Genomic DNA, 15,888 nt, shown 5'->3' on the forward strand with positions numbered 1-15,888 from the left:
TCACCTCTGGGGAATCGGAGTGTCGGTGTGTTCGGGCTGGGTCACAAGGTGTTCGTCGTGCGGGCTCACCCCGGATGTGTTCACCACGGGTTGATCGGGTTGACGATGTCGGCGGTCAACGTGAGGACCATGAAGCCCGCCATCACCACCACCGCCGCGTAGGTGATCGGGAGCAGCTTGTAGTAGTCGACGGCTCCGCCGGGCGCGCGGCCGAACCAGCGGCGGATCGTGTCGCGGCCCTTCTCGTAGCCGACGATGGCCATGTGCCCGCCGTCGAGCGGGAGCAGCGGCACGAGGTTGAACAGGCCCAGGAAGAAGTTGATGCTGATCAGCAGCATCCAGAACATGTCCCAGAGACCGCGCTCGACGGCCTGCCCGCCGAGCACCGACGCGCCGTACACGCTGACCGGGGTGTCGAGCGCGCGCTCCCCGCCGGTGACCGCCGTCCACAGGTCACCGATCTTCGACGGCAGCGACAGCAGCGCGTTCCAGGTCTCGACGATCAGGTCGCCGGTGAAGGCGAACGCGCCGGGCACGATGTCGGTCACGCCGTACTGGATGATCCCGGGCGGGACGTCGTAGGCGATGCCGACCATGTTGTAGGTCTGGGTCTCGCTGGTGCCGTCGGCACGCGTCGCCGTGACCGTGACCGGCTCGGGGGTCATCGTCAGGTCGAGTCGCCGACCGTCGCGGTCGACGGTCAGGGCGACCGGGCCGGTGGACTCGCGGATCACCGGGGTCAGGTCCGAGGCCTGGCCGACCGGCCGGCCGTCGATCGCCACGATGTCGTCGCCGGGGAGCAGTCCGGCGGCGCCCGCGGGACCGGTGCCGGTGCAGGGCGAGTTGTTCTGTTCGTTTCCGGCGATGGTGATGGTCGACGACACGCACTGTGTCTCCGCGACCCGCGCGGGTACCGGCGGCGGACTGAGGTCGGGCAGCCCGAAGCTCAATCCGACGATGATGATGAGGACGAAACCGAGGATGAAGTTCTGGGCCGGACCGGCGAACAGCACGACGAGGCGCTTCCACGCCTTCTGCTTGTACATCGCCCGGTCTTTCTCGTCCCAGGCGAGCTCCTCGTGCGGGGTCATCCCCGCGATGTCGCAGAAACCGCCCAGCGGCAGCGCCTTGATCCCGTACTCGGTCTCGCCGCGGCGGGTGGACCAGATCGTGGGACCGAAGCCGACGAAGTAGCGTCGGACCTTCATGCCCGTCGCCTGGGCGGCCCACATGTGACCACACTCATGCCAGGCGACCGACAGCAACAGCGCCACGGCGAACAGCGTGACGCCGATCGCGAAACTCACGTACCTACTCCATCCGGATCACGGGACGCACCCGCTCACGAGGGCCGCCGATCAGCGGGATGCCGCCGCGACCAGCTGCGCGGCGCGATCCCGGGCCCACCGATCGGCGGCGAAGACCTCTTCCACAGTACCTGGCGTCCGGCGCCACTGATCGGCCTCGCCGAGCACCTCCTCGATCACCTCGACGATGCGCGGGAACCGGATCACACCTGCGAAGAACCCGGCCGCGGCGGCCTCGTTGGCCGCGTTGTAGACCGCCGTCAGGCTGCCCCCCGCATCGCCGGCGCGCCGCGCCAGATCGATCGCGGGGAACACCGCGTCGTCGACCGGCTCGAAGGTCCACGACGACGCGGTCGAGAAGTCGCACGCCGCCGACGAACCGGGCACCCGGTCCGGCCAGCCCAGCGCCAGCGCGATGGGCAGCTTCATCGACGGCGGCGAGGCCTTCGCCACCGTCGCGCCGTCGACGAAGGTCACCATCGAGTGGACGATGGACTGCGGATGGACGGTGACGTCGATGCGGTCGTAGTCGACGTCGAACAGCAGGTGCGCCTCGATGACTTCGAGAGCCTTGTTGACCAGGGTCGCCGAGTTGAGGGTGATCATCGGACCCATCGACCAGGTGGGGTGTCGGCCGGCCTGCTCGGGGGTGACGTCCTCGAGCTGTGCGCGGGACCACCCGCGGAACGGGCCGCCCGACGCGGTGAGGACCAGCCGGTCGACCTCGGCGGCCGTCCCGGCGCGCAGGCACTGGGCGATGGCGGAGTGTTCGGAATCGACCGGCACGATCTGCCCGGGCGCCGCGGCGTCGAGGACGAGGGCGCCGCCGGCGACGAGCGACTCCTTGTTCGCCAGCGCGAGCCGGGCACCCGAGCGGAGCGCGGCGAGACTGGGTGCGAGCCCGATCGAGCCGACGACCGCGTTGAGGATCACATCCACACCGGTGTCCGCGACAACCGCGTCGATGAGGTCACACATGGCGTCGGGTCCGCCGAGGACCCGGCCGCCGAGACGGTCCGCGAGCTCCTGCGCCCGCGCGGTGTCCGCGACGGCGATCCGCGCGGCCGGAACGCCGAACGCGGCGGCCTGGTCGGCGAGGAGATCGGGGTTCGACCCGCCGGCACCGAGACCGGCGACCTCGAAGAGGTCGGGATGCTCGGCGATCACCTCGAGCGCCTGGACGCCGATGGAACCGGTGGAACCGAGGATCAGCACACGTGTGGGCACGCACCCATTCTGGACCATCGGGTCGCGCGGCCCACCGTGGCCGGCGACACCGGACCGACCCGCGGGCGGGGCGTGCCGCTATGCTGCTCGGAGAACTACTACCGATCGTCAGACATCTGACGTCCGCGCTGTGAGGAGTGGCTGTGGCAAGCACCGATGTGGAGCACACTGTGGGGCACGGCGATGGGGGGCATGGCGAAGTCGAGGTCATCGACACCGGCTGGCGCCGCGAGCCCGCCGATGCCCCGTCCGCCCGGTTCGGCTGGCACGGCGCGGCGACCAAGACCTTCTACGGTGCGGCCATCTTCTTCGCGCTGTTCCTGCTCGCGATGATCATCGGCAACCACACCGGCCACATCGAGGACCTCTACCTCATCGCCTTCGCCGTGGGCACGCTGTTCTTCGCGGTCCGCGGCTGGTGGATGAACCGCGGAAAGTGGTCCTGACCGGCCACCTCGCCAGACCCAGAGAAAACGCCGAGCGGTGATCCGCTCGGCGTTTCTCGTGTCTGCCTCGTCGAGACTCAGCGCTCTTCGGCCGCGAGCTGGCCACATGCGGCGGCGATCTCCTGACCGCGCGTATCGCGGACGGTGCAGGAGACTCCCTGCTCGCGGACCCGCCGGACGAATTCGCGCTCGACCGGTTTGGGACTGGCGTCCCATTCCGAGCCCGGGGTCGGATTCAGCGGGATGAGATTCACGTGCACCAACGATCCGAGCGCGCGGTGCAGCTTCTCCCCCAGCAGATCGGCGCGCCAGGGCTGGTCGTTGACGTCCCGGATGAGGGCGTACTCGATCGAGACGCGCCGTCCGGTGGTGTCGGCGTAGTATCGCGCAGCCTCGAGCACCTCGGCGACCGACCACCGGTTGTTGACCGGGACGAGGGTGTCGCGGAGTTCGTCGTCGGGCGTGTGGAGCGAGACGGCGAGCGTGACCGCGAGCCCCTCGTCGGCGAGCCGACGGATCGACGGCGCGAGACCGACGGTCGAGACGGTCACCGAGCGCGCCGAGATGCCGAGTCCGTCCGGCGCGGGCGAGGTGATCTGCCGGACCGCGCTCACGACTCGCTTGTAGTTGGCCAGCGGCTCGCCCATGCCCATGAACACGACATTCGACAAGCGCCCTGGTTCGCCGAGCTCGCCGTCCCGCAGCGCGCGCGCCGCGGCCCGGACCTGGTCGACGATCTCCGCGGTCGACAGGTTGCGGTCGAGCCCGCCCTGCCCGGTCGCGCAGAACGGGCAGGCCATGCCGCACCCGGCTTGGCTCGAGATACACAGGGTGTTGCGGTCGGTGTAGCGCATGAGGACGCTCTCCAGAAGAGTGCCGTCGTGCAGGCGCCACAGCGTCTTGCGTGTCGAGTCGTCGTCGCACGAGATGTGCCGGACCGGGGTGAGCAGTTGCGGGAAGAGCTTGTCCCGCACCGCTTCACGAGAGGTGGCCGGCAGGTCCGTCATCTCGTCGACGTTCCCGTTGAGACGCGCGTAGTACTGCCGGGCCAACTGGTCGGCCCGGAACTTCGGCAGCCCCAGCTCGGCCAGCGCCGCGACGCGACCGGCGGCGTCGAGGTCGGCGAAGTGTGTCGGCGGACGCCCGCGTCGGGGCGCGTCGAACACAAGTGGCAATGAGGTCATTTCGCCATTGTCGCATGTCATGATGAAGCGATGACGACACCCGAGGATCGACCGCACACGGGTTCGGTACCAGCGTGGGGCGAACAACCCGCCGGGTCGCCGGTCCCGGCGGCCGGCCACCCGCACACCCCCGAGCAGCACTCCCCCGAGCCCGACCCCCGCGATCGTCTCCGTCGCACGGTCGCCGACGTGGAGCACACACGCACCAGAGCCACCTGGTTCGGAGTGGTGATCGGTGCGATCATCCTCGTCCTGCTGCTGGTCTTCATCGTCCAGAACCTCGGCTCGCAGACCATCGAGCTGCTGTTCTGGGAGGTGAATCTGCCGCTCGGGGTGAGCCTGCTCATCGCGGCGATCGCCGGCGCGCTGATCGTCGCACTGGTGGGTGGCCTGCGCATGTTGCAACTGCGGCGTGCGCTGAAGAAAGCCGCGAAGTAGCGCCCGGTCAGAGCAATCCGGTCAGCACGACCCACACCACGAACGCCGACGGCAGCAGGCTGTCGAGCCGGTCCATGATCCCGCCGTGCCCGGGCAGCAGCGTGCCCATGTCCTTGATCCCGAGGTCGCGCTTCACCTGCGACTCGACCAGGTCGCCGAGGGTCGCACAGACAACCAGGACCGGTCCGAGGATGATGCCGATCCACCAGTGGCTCCCGAGCAGATACACCACGCAGCCGACGGCACCGACCGTGCCGACGACCAGCGACCCCACCATGCCTTCCCAGGACTTCTTCGGGCTGATGGCCGGTGCCATCGGGTGTTTGCCGAACAGCACGCCCGCGGCGTAACCGCCGACATCGGAGCACACCACGACCACCATCAGCGTGGCGACCCGCGCGGCTCCGTCGTCCTGCACCACCAGATGTGCGCCGAAGGAGGCGAGCAGCGGCAGCCACGCGAGCACGAAGACGGTGACCGCGAGGTCGCGCAGGTAGTTGACCGGCGCATGGTTGATGCCCTGCCCGAGGAGCTTCCACACCATGGCCACCAGGACCGTCGCGACGAACGCGACGAGCGCGCCGGTCGGACCCCAGGGCCAGCTCGCCCAGATGATGGCCTGCCCGCCGATGAGCAGCGGCCAGAGCGCAACCTCGTAACCCCCGGTGCGGAGGCGTTTGACGACCTCCCAGGTGGCGATCGCGAAGGCAACCGCCACGAGGCCGTACCAGACCTTCGGTACGAAGATCAGTATCGCGATGATGCTGATGCCGAGTGTGCCGCCGACCGCGATGGCGGCCGGCAGGTCGCGCCCCGCGCGCGACTTCTTCTCACCGCCTCGTTGCGGAACCTCGTTCACACCTCGAGCAATTCGTCTTCTTTGTGCTTGACCAGCTCGTCGATCTGATGCACGTAGGTCGCCGTGGTCTTGTCCAGTTCCTTCTCGGCGCGGGTGACCTCGTCCTCGCCGGCCTCGCCGTCCTTCTGGATGCGCTTGAGCTCGTCGGCGGCCTTGCGGCGCACGTTGCGGATCGCGACCTTCGCGTCCTCACCCTTGCCCTTGGCCTGCTTGACGAGGTCGCGGCGTCGCTCCTCGGTGAGCTGCGGGACGGCCACCCGGATGATCGTGCCGTCGTTGGTCGGATTCACCCCGAGGTCGGAGTTGCGGATCGCGGTCTCGATGTCGCGCAGCGTGGACGCCTCGTACGGCTTGATCACGACGAGGCGCGGTTCGGGCGTGTTGATGCTGGCGACCTGCGTGACGGGGGTCAACGAGCCGTAGTACTCGATGTTGACCTTGTTGAACATGGCCGGGTTGGCGCGCCCGGTCCGGATCGAACCCATGTCCTCCTTGGCGACGTTGACCGCCTTCTCCATCTTCTCCTCGGCGTCGAGCAACGCGTCGTCGATCATGTGTTCGTCCTTGTTCCGTTCGGTCGGGGTTCTCGTCGATCTCGGGGTGGGGCGTCGGGTCAGGTGCTGACCAGGGTGCCGATGCGGTCGCCTGCGACCGCACGGGCGATATTGCCCTGTTGGAGCAAATTGAACACCAAGATCGGCATCTTGTTGTCCATACACAGGCTGAAGGCCGTCGCGTCGGCGACCTTGAGTTCCTTGTCGAGCACCTCGCGATGGGTGATCTCGGTGAAGAGGGTGGCATCGGGGTTGGTGCGCGGGTCGGCGTCGTACACACCGTCGACCGCCTTGGCCATCAGGACCACCTCGGCCTTGATCTCCAGCGCGCGCTGGGCGGCGGTGGTGTCGGTGGAGAAGTACGGCATGCCCATGCCGGCGCCGAAGATGACCACGCGCCCCTTCTCCAGATGCCGCTGCGCGCGCAGCGGCAGATACGGCTCGGCGACCTGTCCCATCGTGATGGCTGTCTGCACGCGGGTCGAGACTCCCCGCTTCTCCAGGAAGTCCTGCAGTGCAAGGCAATTCATGACCGTGCCGAGCATGCCCATGTAGTCCGAGCGGCTCCGGTCGAGGCCTCGTTGCTGCAGCTCGGCGCCGCGGAAGAAGTTTCCGCCGCCGATCACGACAGCGACCTGGACACCGGAATTGACGACGTCGGCGATCTGGTCGGCGACGGTGCCCACGACGTCGGGATCGAGCCCGACCTCGCCGCCACCGAACATCTCGCCGCCCAACTTCAGCAAGACCCTACGGAATCCATCCCGCCGGATGGGGTCGGACGCTTCACTCATCGGCTTCCTCACTCGTCGGTTCGGTGAACTATCGTACGTCGTCACCGGAACCGACCCGCGACACGCGTCGTGCGCGCCTCGGGAAACCGCCTCGCGCGAGGTCAGCCGCGCAGCGCCGCCTCGAACTGCGGCCAGGCGCGATGCAGTTCGTCCTGCCAGTACGGCCACGCATGCGTGCCGCCCTCGTAGAGGTGGAACGTCGCAGGCACACCGATGTCGCGCATCCGGCGCTGGAGATTCCGCGTGCACTGGGCCGTGGCGGTCTCGATCACCGCCCCGACCGCGATCTGGTCGAACAGCTTGGAGCCGTTGCCGTCGATGCCGGGACCGTCGAGGGTGTCATACCGTCCCGGCATCCCGGACCCGTTCGAGACATAGATCGACATCCCCCGGAACGCCTCGGCATGCAGATAGGGGTCGTTGGCACGCCAGGCGGGATCGTCGGGGGGGCCCCACATGTTCAGGGTGTTGGCGCCGCCACGCCCCTCGACGACCATCCGGACGACAGCCTGGCCAAGCGGATCGCTGGTCTGGGCGCAGCCGCTGAACGAGCCGATCGCCCGGTACACCGACGGCGCGTGCAAGGCCAACTGGAACACCGACGTGCCCGCCATCGAGATCCCGGCGATCGCGTTGCGCCCGGTGCCGCCGAATCGGTCGTCGATCGTCCCGGGCAGTTCCTCGGTGAGGAAGGTCGCCCATTTCTGCCTCCCCAACACGGGGTCGGGGCGGTGCCAGTCGGTGAAGTAGCTCGCCGCACCGCCCATCGGGACGACGACGTTGACGTTCTCGTCGGCGAAGAAGGTCCGGATGTCGGTCCGGTCGAACCAACTGCTCCCACCTTCGCCGCCGGCCGCGCCGTTGAGGAGATAGAGCGTCGGCGCGGGCCGGTTCCCGCGGGCGGGCCACACCTTGACCGGGACCACCCGGCGCATCGCCGCCGACCGGACGGCGACGTCGATCTCACCACCGCGTTGAACCGTCTCGCCGACGATGCGAGCGGGCGCGGGTGTCGCGGCGGCGGGCACCGCCAGCCCGAGAGTCGCAGCGACCAGCGCGATCACGAGCACGGCCGGTCGCACCGGCGTGTGCCGGTGCCGTGGTCGGTCCTCGTTGACAGACCCGTCGTCCATACCCCTCGCCTTCATTCGGGTGCGACCGGCGTCACACGCGCAACCCCGGCAGTGTGCCCGACGCACCGCCCGATGTCCACATGGGTCAATCGTCCAGCACCGCAACGGCATTCGATGACACAGAGATACACGAACCGATACACCGTCTCATCGCATCGAGGTTGTCCCGTTTCCCCGACCGTCGAGGTTACCGTGCGGTAGGGTGCGTCCCGGTCGGCCGCTCCACCGTCCGGGAGACCTCGGACGCCTCTCGAGCGAGCGGTCGCCGGATCCACTTTCCCACAGGCGAATCGAGGAACACACATGATGAAGTTCGGCCTCATCGAGCAATGGGAGCCACGTCCCGGTCACCTGACCAGCTGGGTCGCCTCCCTCGCTTCGGTGACGAATGCCGATCGGGCTCCTGTGCATCCCTCCCCGCCGTCCCACCAGCAGGAGGAGTACCTGCGGGTGGCGTGGCGCAACGAGTCCGCGGGGTTCCGCTTCGCGCGGCTCTGCCTGATGGCCTTCGACGTCTCGGCACCGCTCGACGTGTCCGCGATGACGAAGGCGGTCAACGAGTTCGTGAAGCGCCACGACAGTTTCCGGTCCTGGTTCTCGATGGAGGACGACGGTTCGGTCCTCCGCCATCTCGTGCCCCCGGAGGTCGTCGAACTGGTTCCGGTCGCACACGGCGACCGCGACGCGTCGCAACTGCGGACGCACGTGCAGGACGAGACCTCCGGGCCGTTCAACTGGGACTGTTTCACCTTCGGGGCCATCGAGTGGGAGGGCGGGTTCACCCTCTACGCCGCGGCCGACCATCTCAACACCGACGGGATCTCCCAGGCCATCACCTGCGTGGACCTGTTGACGCTCTACATGAACGAGGCCTTCGGCGGCGATGCCGAGCTGCCCCCGGTCGGCAGCTACCTCGACTACTGCGTGCGCGAGCGCGCCGTGTCGCGCCGGCTGACCCGCCGATCACCGCACGTCCAGCGCTGGATCGACCTTGTTCAGGCCAACGGTGGGCACCTGCCCGGCTTCCCGCTGCCGCTCGGCACCGGCGCGCAGACCTACACCCGCAGCGCAATCGTGAACTCGACCCTGTTCGACGAGCCCACGGCCGCGCGCTTCGAGCAGATCTGTCGCGATCTGGGCGCCAACATGATCGCCGGGATCATGACGGCGGCCGCCCTCGTGTATGCCGAGTTCACCGGTCGGACCGAGTATTTCGGGATGACCCCGAAGAGCACGAGATCGGGTGCCGCGGAACTGAAGTCGGTCGGCTGGTTCACGAGCCTGATCCCCGTTCCGCTCACCGTCGGCGACGACACCACGTTCCGCTCCCTCGCGCCGGCGGCCGCGCGCAGCTACGAATCCGGAAAAGAGCTGACCGACATCTCGTTTCACCGGGTGCTCGAACTCGTGGAACCCGGTGACGAGATCGCGGTCCGGTCCGGCTGGGCGGTACCGATGGTGTCCTACATCGACGTCCGCAAACTGCCCGGCGTCGAGATCTTCGAGGCCGGGAACGGGTGCCTCTTCGGCAATCGCGGGAGCAGCGAAGAGGTGTACATGTGGGTCAACCGGTTCTCCGGCCAGACCTCGATCACGTTGCTGTACCCCGACACCGAGATCGCGCACGACTCCGTGGCGCAGTACGTCGAACGATTCGTCGCGGTGATGTCGGCGGTCGCCGACCTCGGCGATTACCGACCATCGCTGCCGGCTCTCGCTCCGTGACCGCCGGTCCCGCGGCGGGCCGGGAGACCGCCGGCGCTCTGCGCGATCGTCCGGGCGCATGGGCGGCCCTCGCGGGATGCCTGCTCGGTGTGTTCATGCAGATGCTGGACACCACCATCGTCAACATCGCTCTGCCCGATCTCGCACGGGATCTCGGTGCGTCGACCTCGCAGCAACTCCTGGTGCTGACCGTGTACACGCTGTCGTTCGCCTGCACCCTGCTGACCGCGGCAACGCTCGGGGCGCGAGTCGGACGCCGCCGGATGTTCGTCGCCGGGATGGTGGCGTTCACGCTGACCTCGGTCCTGTGCGGGGTGGCGACCGGCCCTGGTGAGCTCATCGCCCTCCGCGGGATACAAGGCGTCAGTGCGGCGCTCATGTCCGCACAGACCCTGGCGCTCATCGCGGCCCTGTTCGACAAGAGGCGTCACGGACTCGTCTTCGGCGTCTACGGGGCCGTCGCCGGTCTCGCCGCCATCCTCGGTCCGGTGATCGGCGGCGTGCTCGTCGACGCCGACGTCCTCGGATGGGGCTGGCGCGCGATCTTTTTCGTCAACGTCCCGCTCGGCCTGCTCTCCTGTCTGCTCGCCCACCGCCGCCTACCCGACGCGCGCGAGCCGGCGCCGGGACGCGTGGACGTCCCGGGCGTGGTTCTGTCGGCGACGGCGCTGTTCCTGCTGCTGTACCCACTGGCCCTCGGACGCGAGATGGGGTGGCCCCCGATCCTGTGGATGATGATCGGGGCAGCCGGAGTCCTGTTGGCGCTGTTCGCCCTTCACGAGGTCCGCGTCGACGCCCGCGGAGGCACTCCCCTGTTGCGACCACAGCTGTTCGCCTCGCGCCGGTTCGCGGTCGGACTTCTCCTGTCCCTCGTGTTCTTCAGCGTGTTCGCGGGATTTTTCTTCACCGTGTCGATCTCGGCCCAGTTCGGACTCGGCTACTCGGCGTTCCGAACCGGGTTACTGGCCCTGCCCTTCGCGATCGGCGCCGCGGTCGGCTCGCTCTGCTCGCCCCGGGTGGTTGCCCGGTTCACGGCTCCGTACACCCTGATGGCCGGATCTCTCGCCGTCGGAGCCGGATTCGTCTGGCTCGCGATGATCATCGAACCGGCGGCGGAGAGCTTGCCGATGCCCGGGATTCTCGGTCCCCTCGTACTCGGCGGCGTGGGCACGGGTTTGTTCATCGCACCACTGCAGGCGGTGATCCTCTCCGACACGACCGAGGCCACGGCGGGCACGGCAACCGGGACGATCCCCACGGTCCAGCAGATCGGCGCCTCGCTCGGCCTGGCGGTCGTCACCCTCTTCTTCTTCGGTCAGGTGGCCGGCCAGACAACCGAGACGGTTCCGGCGGTTCGAGCCGAACTCGTTGCCTCGCTGTCGGAGTCACCCGTTCAGCCGATGTTCCATGAGGCGGTCGCCGACCGTTTCGCCTCCTGCGCGAGCGATCAGCTGCGGTCCGCTCATCCGGAGCGACCGGTGCCCGCCTGCGCGGGCGGACCGACGTCGCCGGCGGTCGCCGCGGTCGCCGCGCAGGCCCGACCCTGGACCCAGGATGCGGCGCGGTCGGTGACCGCCCGGACGTTCCTGGCCGCGCTGCAGACGACCCTGGTGACACTGGGCCTCGTCGCCATGGCGATCGCGGCACTCACGACTGCTCTGCGGGCACGACAGACCCCGTGAACGCACATCGCCCCGTCTCCTCGACGGAGACGGGGCGATGCGGAGCGAGTTCGATCAGGCCTGGCCGACCTCGAACCGGGTGAAGCCCTTGATGGTCACGCCGGCCTCGTCGAGCAGTGCCTTCACGGTCTTCTTGGAGTCCTGCACCGACGACTGGTCGAGCAGCACGACATCCTTGTAGAAGCCGTTGACGCGACCCTCCACGATCTTGGGCAGAGCCTGCTCCGGCTTGCCCTCTTCCTTGGCGGTCTGCTCGGCGATACGACGCTCGTTCTCGACGACGTCCGCGGGAACCTCGTCACGAGTGGCGTAGCGCGCCTTCAGGGCAGCGACCTGCATCGCGGCGCCGCGAGCGGCCTCTTCGGCACCCTCGCCCTCACCGGTGTAGGACACGAGCACACCGACCGCCGGGGGCAGATCGGAGGCACGTTTGTGCAGGTACACGGCCACCGGGCCGTCGTAGTACGCCACGCGACGGAGCTCGAGCTTCTCGCCGATCTTGGCCGAGAGGGCGGCGACCGCTTCGTCGACGGTCCCGTCGCCGAGCGGAGCCTTCTTCAGTTCGTCGAGATCGTTCGTCTTGGCCGCGGCCGCCGCGTTCACGATGTCGTCGGCGAGCTGCTGGAACTCACCGTTCTTCGCGACGAAGTCGGTCTCGGAGTTGATCTCGATGAGCGCGCCGTCCTTGGCCGCGACCAGGCCCTCGGCGGTGGAACGCTCAGCGCGCTTGCCCACGTCCTTGGCACCCTTGATGCGCAGCTCTTCGACGGCCTTGTCGAAATCGCCGTCGTTGTTGGCCAGCGCGTTCTTGCAGTCGAGCATTCCAGAGCCGGTGAGCTCACGGAGACGCTTCACATCAGCTGCGGTGTAGTTCGCCATCGTCGGCGAGCCTCCTTCGGGAAGTGTGTTGGGACCGGACTGCAGAGCAGTCGGGACTACTGAGCGGCCGGTGCGTCGGTCGCGGCGTCGCCGCCTGCCGGCGCGGCAGCCTGGGTCAGCAGTTCCTGCTCCCACTCTGCCAGGGGCTCGCCGCCGCCGGCCTCGGGCTTGGCGTCGCCACTGGCGGCACCGGCACGGGCCTGGACACCCTCGGCCACGGCCGAGGCCACGACACGGGTGAGCAGCGCGGCGCTGCGGATGGCGTCGTCGTTGCCCGGGATCGGGTAGTCGACGAGGTCGGGATCGCAGTTGGTGTCGAGGATCGCGATGACCGGGATGTTCAGCTTCCGCGCCTCACCGACGGCGATGTGCTCTTTGTTGGTGTCGACGACCCACACGGCCGAGGGGACCTTGGCCATGTCACGGATACCGCCGAGCGTGCGCTCGAGCTTGTTCTTCTCACGCGTGAGCATGAGGATTTCCTTCTTGGTGCGACCCTCGAAGCCACCGGTCTGCTCCATGGTCTCGAGTTCCTTCAGGCGCTGCAAGCGCTTGTGGACGGTCGAGAAGTTGGTGAGCATGCCACCGAGCCAGCGCTGGTTGACGTACGGCATGCCGACACGGGTCGCCTCCGCGGCGATCGACTCCTGCGCCTGCTTCTTGGTGCCGACGAAGAGGATGGTGCCACCGTGGGCGACCGTCTCCTTGACGAACTCGTACGCCTTGTCGATGTAGGTCAGCGTCTGCTGCAAATCGATGATGTAGATGCCGTTGCGGTCGGTGAAGATGAATCGCTTCATCTTCGGGTTCCAACGGCGGGTCTGGTGCCCGAAGTGTGCGCCGCTGTCAAGCAGCTGCTTCATGGTCACGACAGCCATGATCGTCCTTTTCTCGCAGTTGTCGTCGGCACCGTCGGTACCGACCCTGGCGCCTGCGGCCGAGTGCCACCCGGGACGGCATGGACCGTTCCGGGACTGCTCACTTGGCGTGTGTTTTCTCGACTGTGCTGGTCAGGGCGTCGAAGCCGCTGAGCAACACGGAACCGAATGCAGGCGCGCGAAGTCACCTCATCAACGATCGATGAGGTGCGGTGAGAAGTTTACGCCGCCGCAGAAGGAACACCAAAACGCCTTCGCCCACGTCGGAGTGCGAATCCGGCAGCGGTGCACCAACCGGCGGATCCCGCACGGCCTCTGCTGCGTCCAATCCAGGTGCCATTTCCTTCACCGCGTGTCGTGGCCACGCTCGTGCTCGCCGCCCTCTGGTGTGCCGGTCCGATCGCCACTGCCTCCACCGACGGGGTGTACTCGGCCCCGCTGACACCTCGGCCGACCGTGGTGACGGCCTTCGACGAACCGGAGAAACGCTGGCAGCGGGGGCACCGGGGCGTCGACCTCGCCGCCGGGCCCGGACAGGCCGTCCGCGCGGCCGGTGCCGGGCGGGTGCGGTTCGCGGGAACGGTCGTGGGACGGCCGGTCGTCTCGGTGGCGCATCCCGACGGTGTGATCACGACGTACGAGCCGGTGGAGGCCCGCGTCGCGGCGGGTGACCACGTCTCTCGTGGCGAGATCATCGGGACGGTGATCGGCGGGCATCCGGGCTGCCCGGTGGTCGTCTGCCTGCACTGGGGAGCTCGGCGCGGCAGCGGCCGCGGGTCGGACTACATGGACCCGCTGGGACTGCTCGGCGCGGTCCGAGTCCGACTCAAACCGGTTGGATGACCCACGGGCGCGCCGCCCGGAGTCCTCAGGCCCGCGGGTGCGCCTGACGATGGACGGCGCGCAGGCGCTCGACGCTCACATGGGTGTAGATCTGTGTCGTCGCGAGCGACGAGTGCCCGAGCAGTTCCTGGACGACGCGCAGGTCGGCACCGCCCTCGAGCAGGTGTGTGGCGGCGCTGTGGCGGAGCCCGTGCGGTCCGGTCGCCGGCCCGCCGCTCGCGTCGACCGCCCGTGCCACGACCGAGCGCGCCATCCGCTGGTCCAACCGGCCCCCGCGGGCACCGAGGAGCAGCGCCGCCCCCGAGGCGTCGGTCACCAGGGCCGGGCGTCCGGTCCGGAGCCAGTCGTCGATCGCGCGCGCGGCCGGCTCACCGTAGGGCACCGACCGTTCCTTGTCGCCCTTGCCGATCACGCGCACCACCCGCCGGTCGGCATCGACGTCACCGACGTCGAGCCCGCACAGCTCCCCCACGCGAACCCCGCTCGCGTACAACAGCTCCAGGATCACCCGGTCGCGTAATGCGATCGGGTCGTCGGCCGCTCGGTCCACGCCGGTGGCCGCGATCGCGGCTTCGGCCTGGGCCGGGGCCAGGACCGCGGGCAGGGTCCGGTGCGCCTTGGGCGCCTTCAGCCGCTGCGACGGGTCGGTGGCCAGGTAGCCCTCGCGGACCGCCCACGCGCAGAAGGTCTTCGCCGCCGAGACCTGTCGGGCGACGGTTGTCCGCGCAGCGCCACGGCGGGTCAGTTCGGCGAGCCAGGCCCGCAGCAATGCGAGGTCGATGGCGCCGACCTCGATCCCCCGGGCACCGGCGAACGAGACCAGCGCACGAGCACCACCGACGTAGGCACGGATCGTGTGCTCACTGCGCCCTTTCTCGAGGCGCAGGTGGTCGGCGAAGTCGTCGAGCATGGTCACGACCTCACCGTGTCGGACAGCCGGGCGCAACAGCACACGCGGCGTCGTGGCCGAATCGGTGCCACGATGGTCGGTCCGCGTCAGCCCTGGGCGCCGACACCCTCTTCCTCGGCACGCAGGTCGGCCTTCCACTGCCGGAAGCCCTCCTCGGTCCGTCCGCGCCGCCAGTAGCCGGAGATCGACGCGTTCGCCGCCCCCACTCCGCGCTCCTTGCGGACATAGGCCCGCAGGTTGTGCATGACCGCCTGCGCCTCACCGTGGATGAACACGTGCGGCTCGCCGTCGAGCCATTCCGCCGCGCGGACCGCCTCGATCAGCGGGGCGTTGTCGCCGGCGAGTGAGTCGTCCACCTCGCCCGCGGGCCCGCCGCGATGCACCCAGGAGATCTCCGCCCCGACCGGCGCCCGGAGTTCGAGCTCGTCTTCGGGACCGGCCACCTCGATGAAGACCTTGGCGACGGCGTCGGCGGGCAACGCCTCCAGTGCGGCCGCCACCGCAGGGAGTCCGGCCTCATCACAGGCCAGCAGGTGCCAGGGAGCGTCTGTCCGCGGGCGGTAACCGCTGCCCGGGCCGATGAAGCGGATCGTCTCCCCTGGCTGGACCGACGCCGCCCAGGGGCCGGCGATGCCCTCGCTGCCGTGGACGACGAAGTCGACGACGAGCTCGCGGGCCGCCGCATCCACGCGGCGGACGGTGTAGGTGCGCAGCACCGGTTGGCGTTCCGCCGGCTCGGCGGAACGGATCTCCTGGAGATCGAACGGCTCCGGGTAGGTGACACCCGGCGGCGCGAAGACGAACTTCACGTACATGTCGGTGTCGGGCTCCCCGGACTTCCCCAGCGCCGGCTGGAAGTCGTCGAATCCTTCTCCACCCAGGAACAGGCGTACGAAGTGCGGACTGATCCGCTTGCTCCGCAGCACCGTCATCGTGTTCACGCGTTTCGCCATCGAACCTCCCTTTCAGGCGTCAACCCTACGCCTTCCAGATTAGGTGACCCTTAGCTTTAGTCGAGCGAACCACCCA

16 protein-coding genes are annotated in these 15,888 nt (G+C 68.7%); 5 read left to right on the forward strand and 11 right to left on the reverse strand.

What is annotated here, in order from left to right; translation table 11 throughout:
- Nucleotides 1-80: 80 nt before the first annotated feature.
- A complete protein-coding gene (locus AB4Z55_RS16940; RefSeq protein ID WP_248645275.1) occupies nucleotides 81-1,307 on the reverse strand; it encodes an RIP metalloprotease in 1,227 nt (408 codons plus the stop codon).
- A 51-nt stretch (nucleotides 1,308-1,358) separates the two neighbouring features.
- Nucleotides 1,359-2,552, reverse strand: a complete 1,194-nt coding sequence (gene dxr / locus AB4Z55_RS16945) for a 1-deoxy-D-xylulose-5-phosphate reductoisomerase (protein ID WP_369520139.1) — start codon at nucleotides 2,550-2,552, stop codon at nucleotides 1,359-1,361.
- A gap of 125 nt (nucleotides 2,553-2,677) precedes the next feature.
- Between dxr and AB4Z55_RS16950 the strand changes: the two genes are divergently transcribed.
- A complete protein-coding gene (locus tag AB4Z55_RS16950; RefSeq protein ID WP_064571075.1) occupies nucleotides 2,678-2,980 on the forward strand; it encodes a DUF2631 domain-containing protein in 303 nt (100 codons plus the stop codon).
- A gap of 77 nt (nucleotides 2,981-3,057) precedes the next feature.
- On the opposite strand, the gene rlmN is transcribed toward AB4Z55_RS16950, so the two are convergent.
- The gene (rlmN, locus tag AB4Z55_RS16955; RefSeq protein WP_101818689.1) at nucleotides 3,058-4,164 is read right to left on the reverse strand and encodes a 23S rRNA (adenine(2503)-C(2))-methyltransferase RlmN; all 1,107 of its coding nucleotides are present in this window, start codon (nucleotides 4,162-4,164) and stop codon (nucleotides 3,058-3,060) included.
- Between the two features lie 30 nt (nucleotides 4,165-4,194).
- Between rlmN and AB4Z55_RS16960 the strand changes: the two genes are divergently transcribed.
- A complete protein-coding gene (locus tag AB4Z55_RS16960) occupies nucleotides 4,195-4,602 on the forward strand; it encodes a lipopolysaccharide assembly LapA domain-containing protein (RefSeq protein ID WP_004572274.1) in 408 nt (135 codons plus the stop codon).
- Nucleotides 4,603-4,609: 7 nt separating this feature from the next.
- Here the strand turns inward: AB4Z55_RS16960 and AB4Z55_RS16965 are convergent, their stop codons facing one another.
- The 4 genes from AB4Z55_RS16965 to AB4Z55_RS16980 form a co-directional block, all read right to left on the reverse strand.
- A complete protein-coding gene (locus AB4Z55_RS16965) occupies nucleotides 4,610-5,461 on the reverse strand; it encodes a phosphatidate cytidylyltransferase (protein ID WP_004572275.1) in 852 nt (283 codons plus the stop codon).
- Nucleotides 5,458-6,015 carry a ribosome recycling factor gene (gene frr, locus AB4Z55_RS16970; protein ID WP_004572276.1) on the reverse strand — a complete coding sequence of 186 codons (558 nt, stop codon included), beginning with the start codon at nucleotides 6,013-6,015 and terminating at the stop codon, nucleotides 5,458-5,460. Before frr ends, AB4Z55_RS16965 begins: the two co-directional genes overlap by 4 nt.
- A 59-nt stretch (nucleotides 6,016-6,074) precedes the next feature.
- Nucleotides 6,075-6,809 (reverse strand): UMP kinase, encoded by a 735-nt coding sequence (pyrH, locus tag AB4Z55_RS16975; RefSeq protein WP_004572277.1) that lies wholly within the window; start codon nucleotides 6,807-6,809, stop codon nucleotides 6,075-6,077.
- A gap of 101 nt (nucleotides 6,810-6,910) precedes the next feature.
- Nucleotides 6,911-7,942, reverse strand: a complete 1,032-nt coding sequence (locus AB4Z55_RS16980; RefSeq protein ID WP_004572278.1) for an alpha/beta hydrolase family protein — start codon at nucleotides 7,940-7,942, stop codon at nucleotides 6,911-6,913.
- A gap of 303 nt (nucleotides 7,943-8,245) precedes the next feature.
- Between AB4Z55_RS16980 and AB4Z55_RS16985 the strand changes: the two genes are divergently transcribed.
- Together AB4Z55_RS16985 and AB4Z55_RS16990 are read left to right on the forward strand one after the other, a co-directional pair.
- Entirely contained in the window at nucleotides 8,246-9,667 is a 1,422-nt protein-coding gene (locus AB4Z55_RS16985; RefSeq protein WP_369520140.1) for a condensation domain-containing protein, read from the forward strand.
- Complete coding sequence (locus AB4Z55_RS16990; RefSeq protein WP_369520141.1) at nucleotides 9,664-11,349, forward strand: MFS transporter; 1,686 nt, start codon at nucleotides 9,664-9,666, stop codon at nucleotides 11,347-11,349. Before AB4Z55_RS16985 ends, AB4Z55_RS16990 begins: the two co-directional genes overlap by 4 nt.
- 54 nt (nucleotides 11,350-11,403) lie before the next feature.
- On the opposite strand, the gene tsf is transcribed toward AB4Z55_RS16990, so the two are convergent.
- Together tsf and rpsB are read right to left on the reverse strand one after the other, a co-directional pair.
- Nucleotides 11,404-12,228: a translation elongation factor Ts gene (gene tsf, locus AB4Z55_RS16995; protein WP_004572281.1), complete on the reverse strand. Its 825-nt coding sequence runs from the start codon at nucleotides 12,226-12,228 to the stop codon at nucleotides 11,404-11,406.
- A gap of 56 nt (nucleotides 12,229-12,284) precedes the next feature.
- Nucleotides 12,285-13,106, reverse strand: a complete 822-nt coding sequence (gene rpsB, locus AB4Z55_RS17000) for a 30S ribosomal protein S2 (RefSeq protein WP_064571072.1) — start codon at nucleotides 13,104-13,106, stop codon at nucleotides 12,285-12,287.
- A gap of 369 nt (nucleotides 13,107-13,475) precedes the next feature.
- Here rpsB and AB4Z55_RS17005 point away from each other — a divergent pair, with 369 nt between their 5' ends.
- Nucleotides 13,476-13,949: a M23 family metallopeptidase gene (locus tag AB4Z55_RS17005; RefSeq protein ID WP_239402783.1), complete on the forward strand. Its 474-nt coding sequence runs from the start codon at nucleotides 13,476-13,478 to the stop codon at nucleotides 13,947-13,949.
- Nucleotides 13,950-13,974: 25 nt separating this feature from the next.
- Here the strand turns inward: AB4Z55_RS17005 and AB4Z55_RS17010 are convergent, their stop codons facing one another.
- Together AB4Z55_RS17010 and AB4Z55_RS17015 are read right to left on the reverse strand one after the other, a co-directional pair.
- Entirely contained in the window at nucleotides 13,975-14,859 is an 885-nt protein-coding gene (locus tag AB4Z55_RS17010; protein ID WP_101818939.1) for a tyrosine recombinase XerC, read from the reverse strand.
- Nucleotides 14,860-14,945: 86 nt separating this feature from the next.
- Nucleotides 14,946-15,812 carry a siderophore-interacting protein gene (locus tag AB4Z55_RS17015; RefSeq protein ID WP_369520142.1) on the reverse strand — a complete coding sequence of 289 codons (867 nt, stop codon included), beginning with the start codon at nucleotides 15,810-15,812 and terminating at the stop codon, nucleotides 14,946-14,948.
- Nucleotides 15,813-15,888: the final 76 nt, after the last annotated feature.

This window comes from Gordonia sp. ABKF26 (genome assembly GCF_041103195.1).
In the GTDB taxonomy this organism is placed as follows: domain Bacteria; phylum Actinomycetota; class Actinomycetes; order Mycobacteriales; family Mycobacteriaceae; genus Gordonia; species Gordonia terrae.

What these genes read in the sequence shown, in the direction of transcription:
- dxr (WP_369520139.1), bottom strand. Translation starts at nt 2,552, where the DNA reads ATGGTCCAGAATGGGTGCGTGCCCACACGTGTGCTGATCCTCGGTTCC.
- rlmN (WP_101818689.1), bottom strand. Translation starts at nt 4,164, where the DNA reads ATGACCTCATTGCCACTTGTGTTCGACGCGCCCCGACGCGGGCGTCCG.
- AB4Z55_RS16960 (WP_004572274.1), top strand. Translation starts at nt 4,195, where the DNA reads ATGACGACACCCGAGGATCGACCGCACACGGGTTCGGTACCAGCGTGG.
- frr (WP_004572276.1), bottom strand. Translation starts at nt 6,015, where the DNA reads ATGATCGACGACGCGTTGCTCGACGCCGAGGAGAAGATGGAGAAGGCG.
- pyrH (WP_004572277.1), bottom strand. Translation starts at nt 6,809, where the DNA reads ATGAGTGAAGCGTCCGACCCCATCCGGCGGGATGGATTCCGTAGGGTC.
- AB4Z55_RS16980 (WP_004572278.1), bottom strand. Translation starts at nt 7,942, where the DNA reads ATGGACGACGGGTCTGTCAACGAGGACCGACCACGGCACCGGCACACG.
- AB4Z55_RS16985 (WP_369520140.1), top strand. Translation starts at nt 8,246, where the DNA reads ATGATGAAGTTCGGCCTCATCGAGCAATGGGAGCCACGTCCCGGTCAC.
- tsf (WP_004572281.1), bottom strand. Translation starts at nt 12,228, where the DNA reads ATGGCGAACTACACCGCAGCTGATGTGAAGCGTCTCCGTGAGCTCACC.
- rpsB (WP_064571072.1), bottom strand. Translation starts at nt 13,106, where the DNA reads ATGGCTGTCGTGACCATGAAGCAGCTGCTTGACAGCGGCGCACACTTC.
- AB4Z55_RS17010 (WP_101818939.1), bottom strand. Translation starts at nt 14,859, where the DNA reads ATGCTCGACGACTTCGCCGACCACCTGCGCCTCGAGAAAGGGCGCAGT.
- AB4Z55_RS17015 (WP_369520142.1), bottom strand. Translation starts at nt 15,812, where the DNA reads ATGGCGAAACGCGTGAACACGATGACGGTGCTGCGGAGCAAGCGGATC.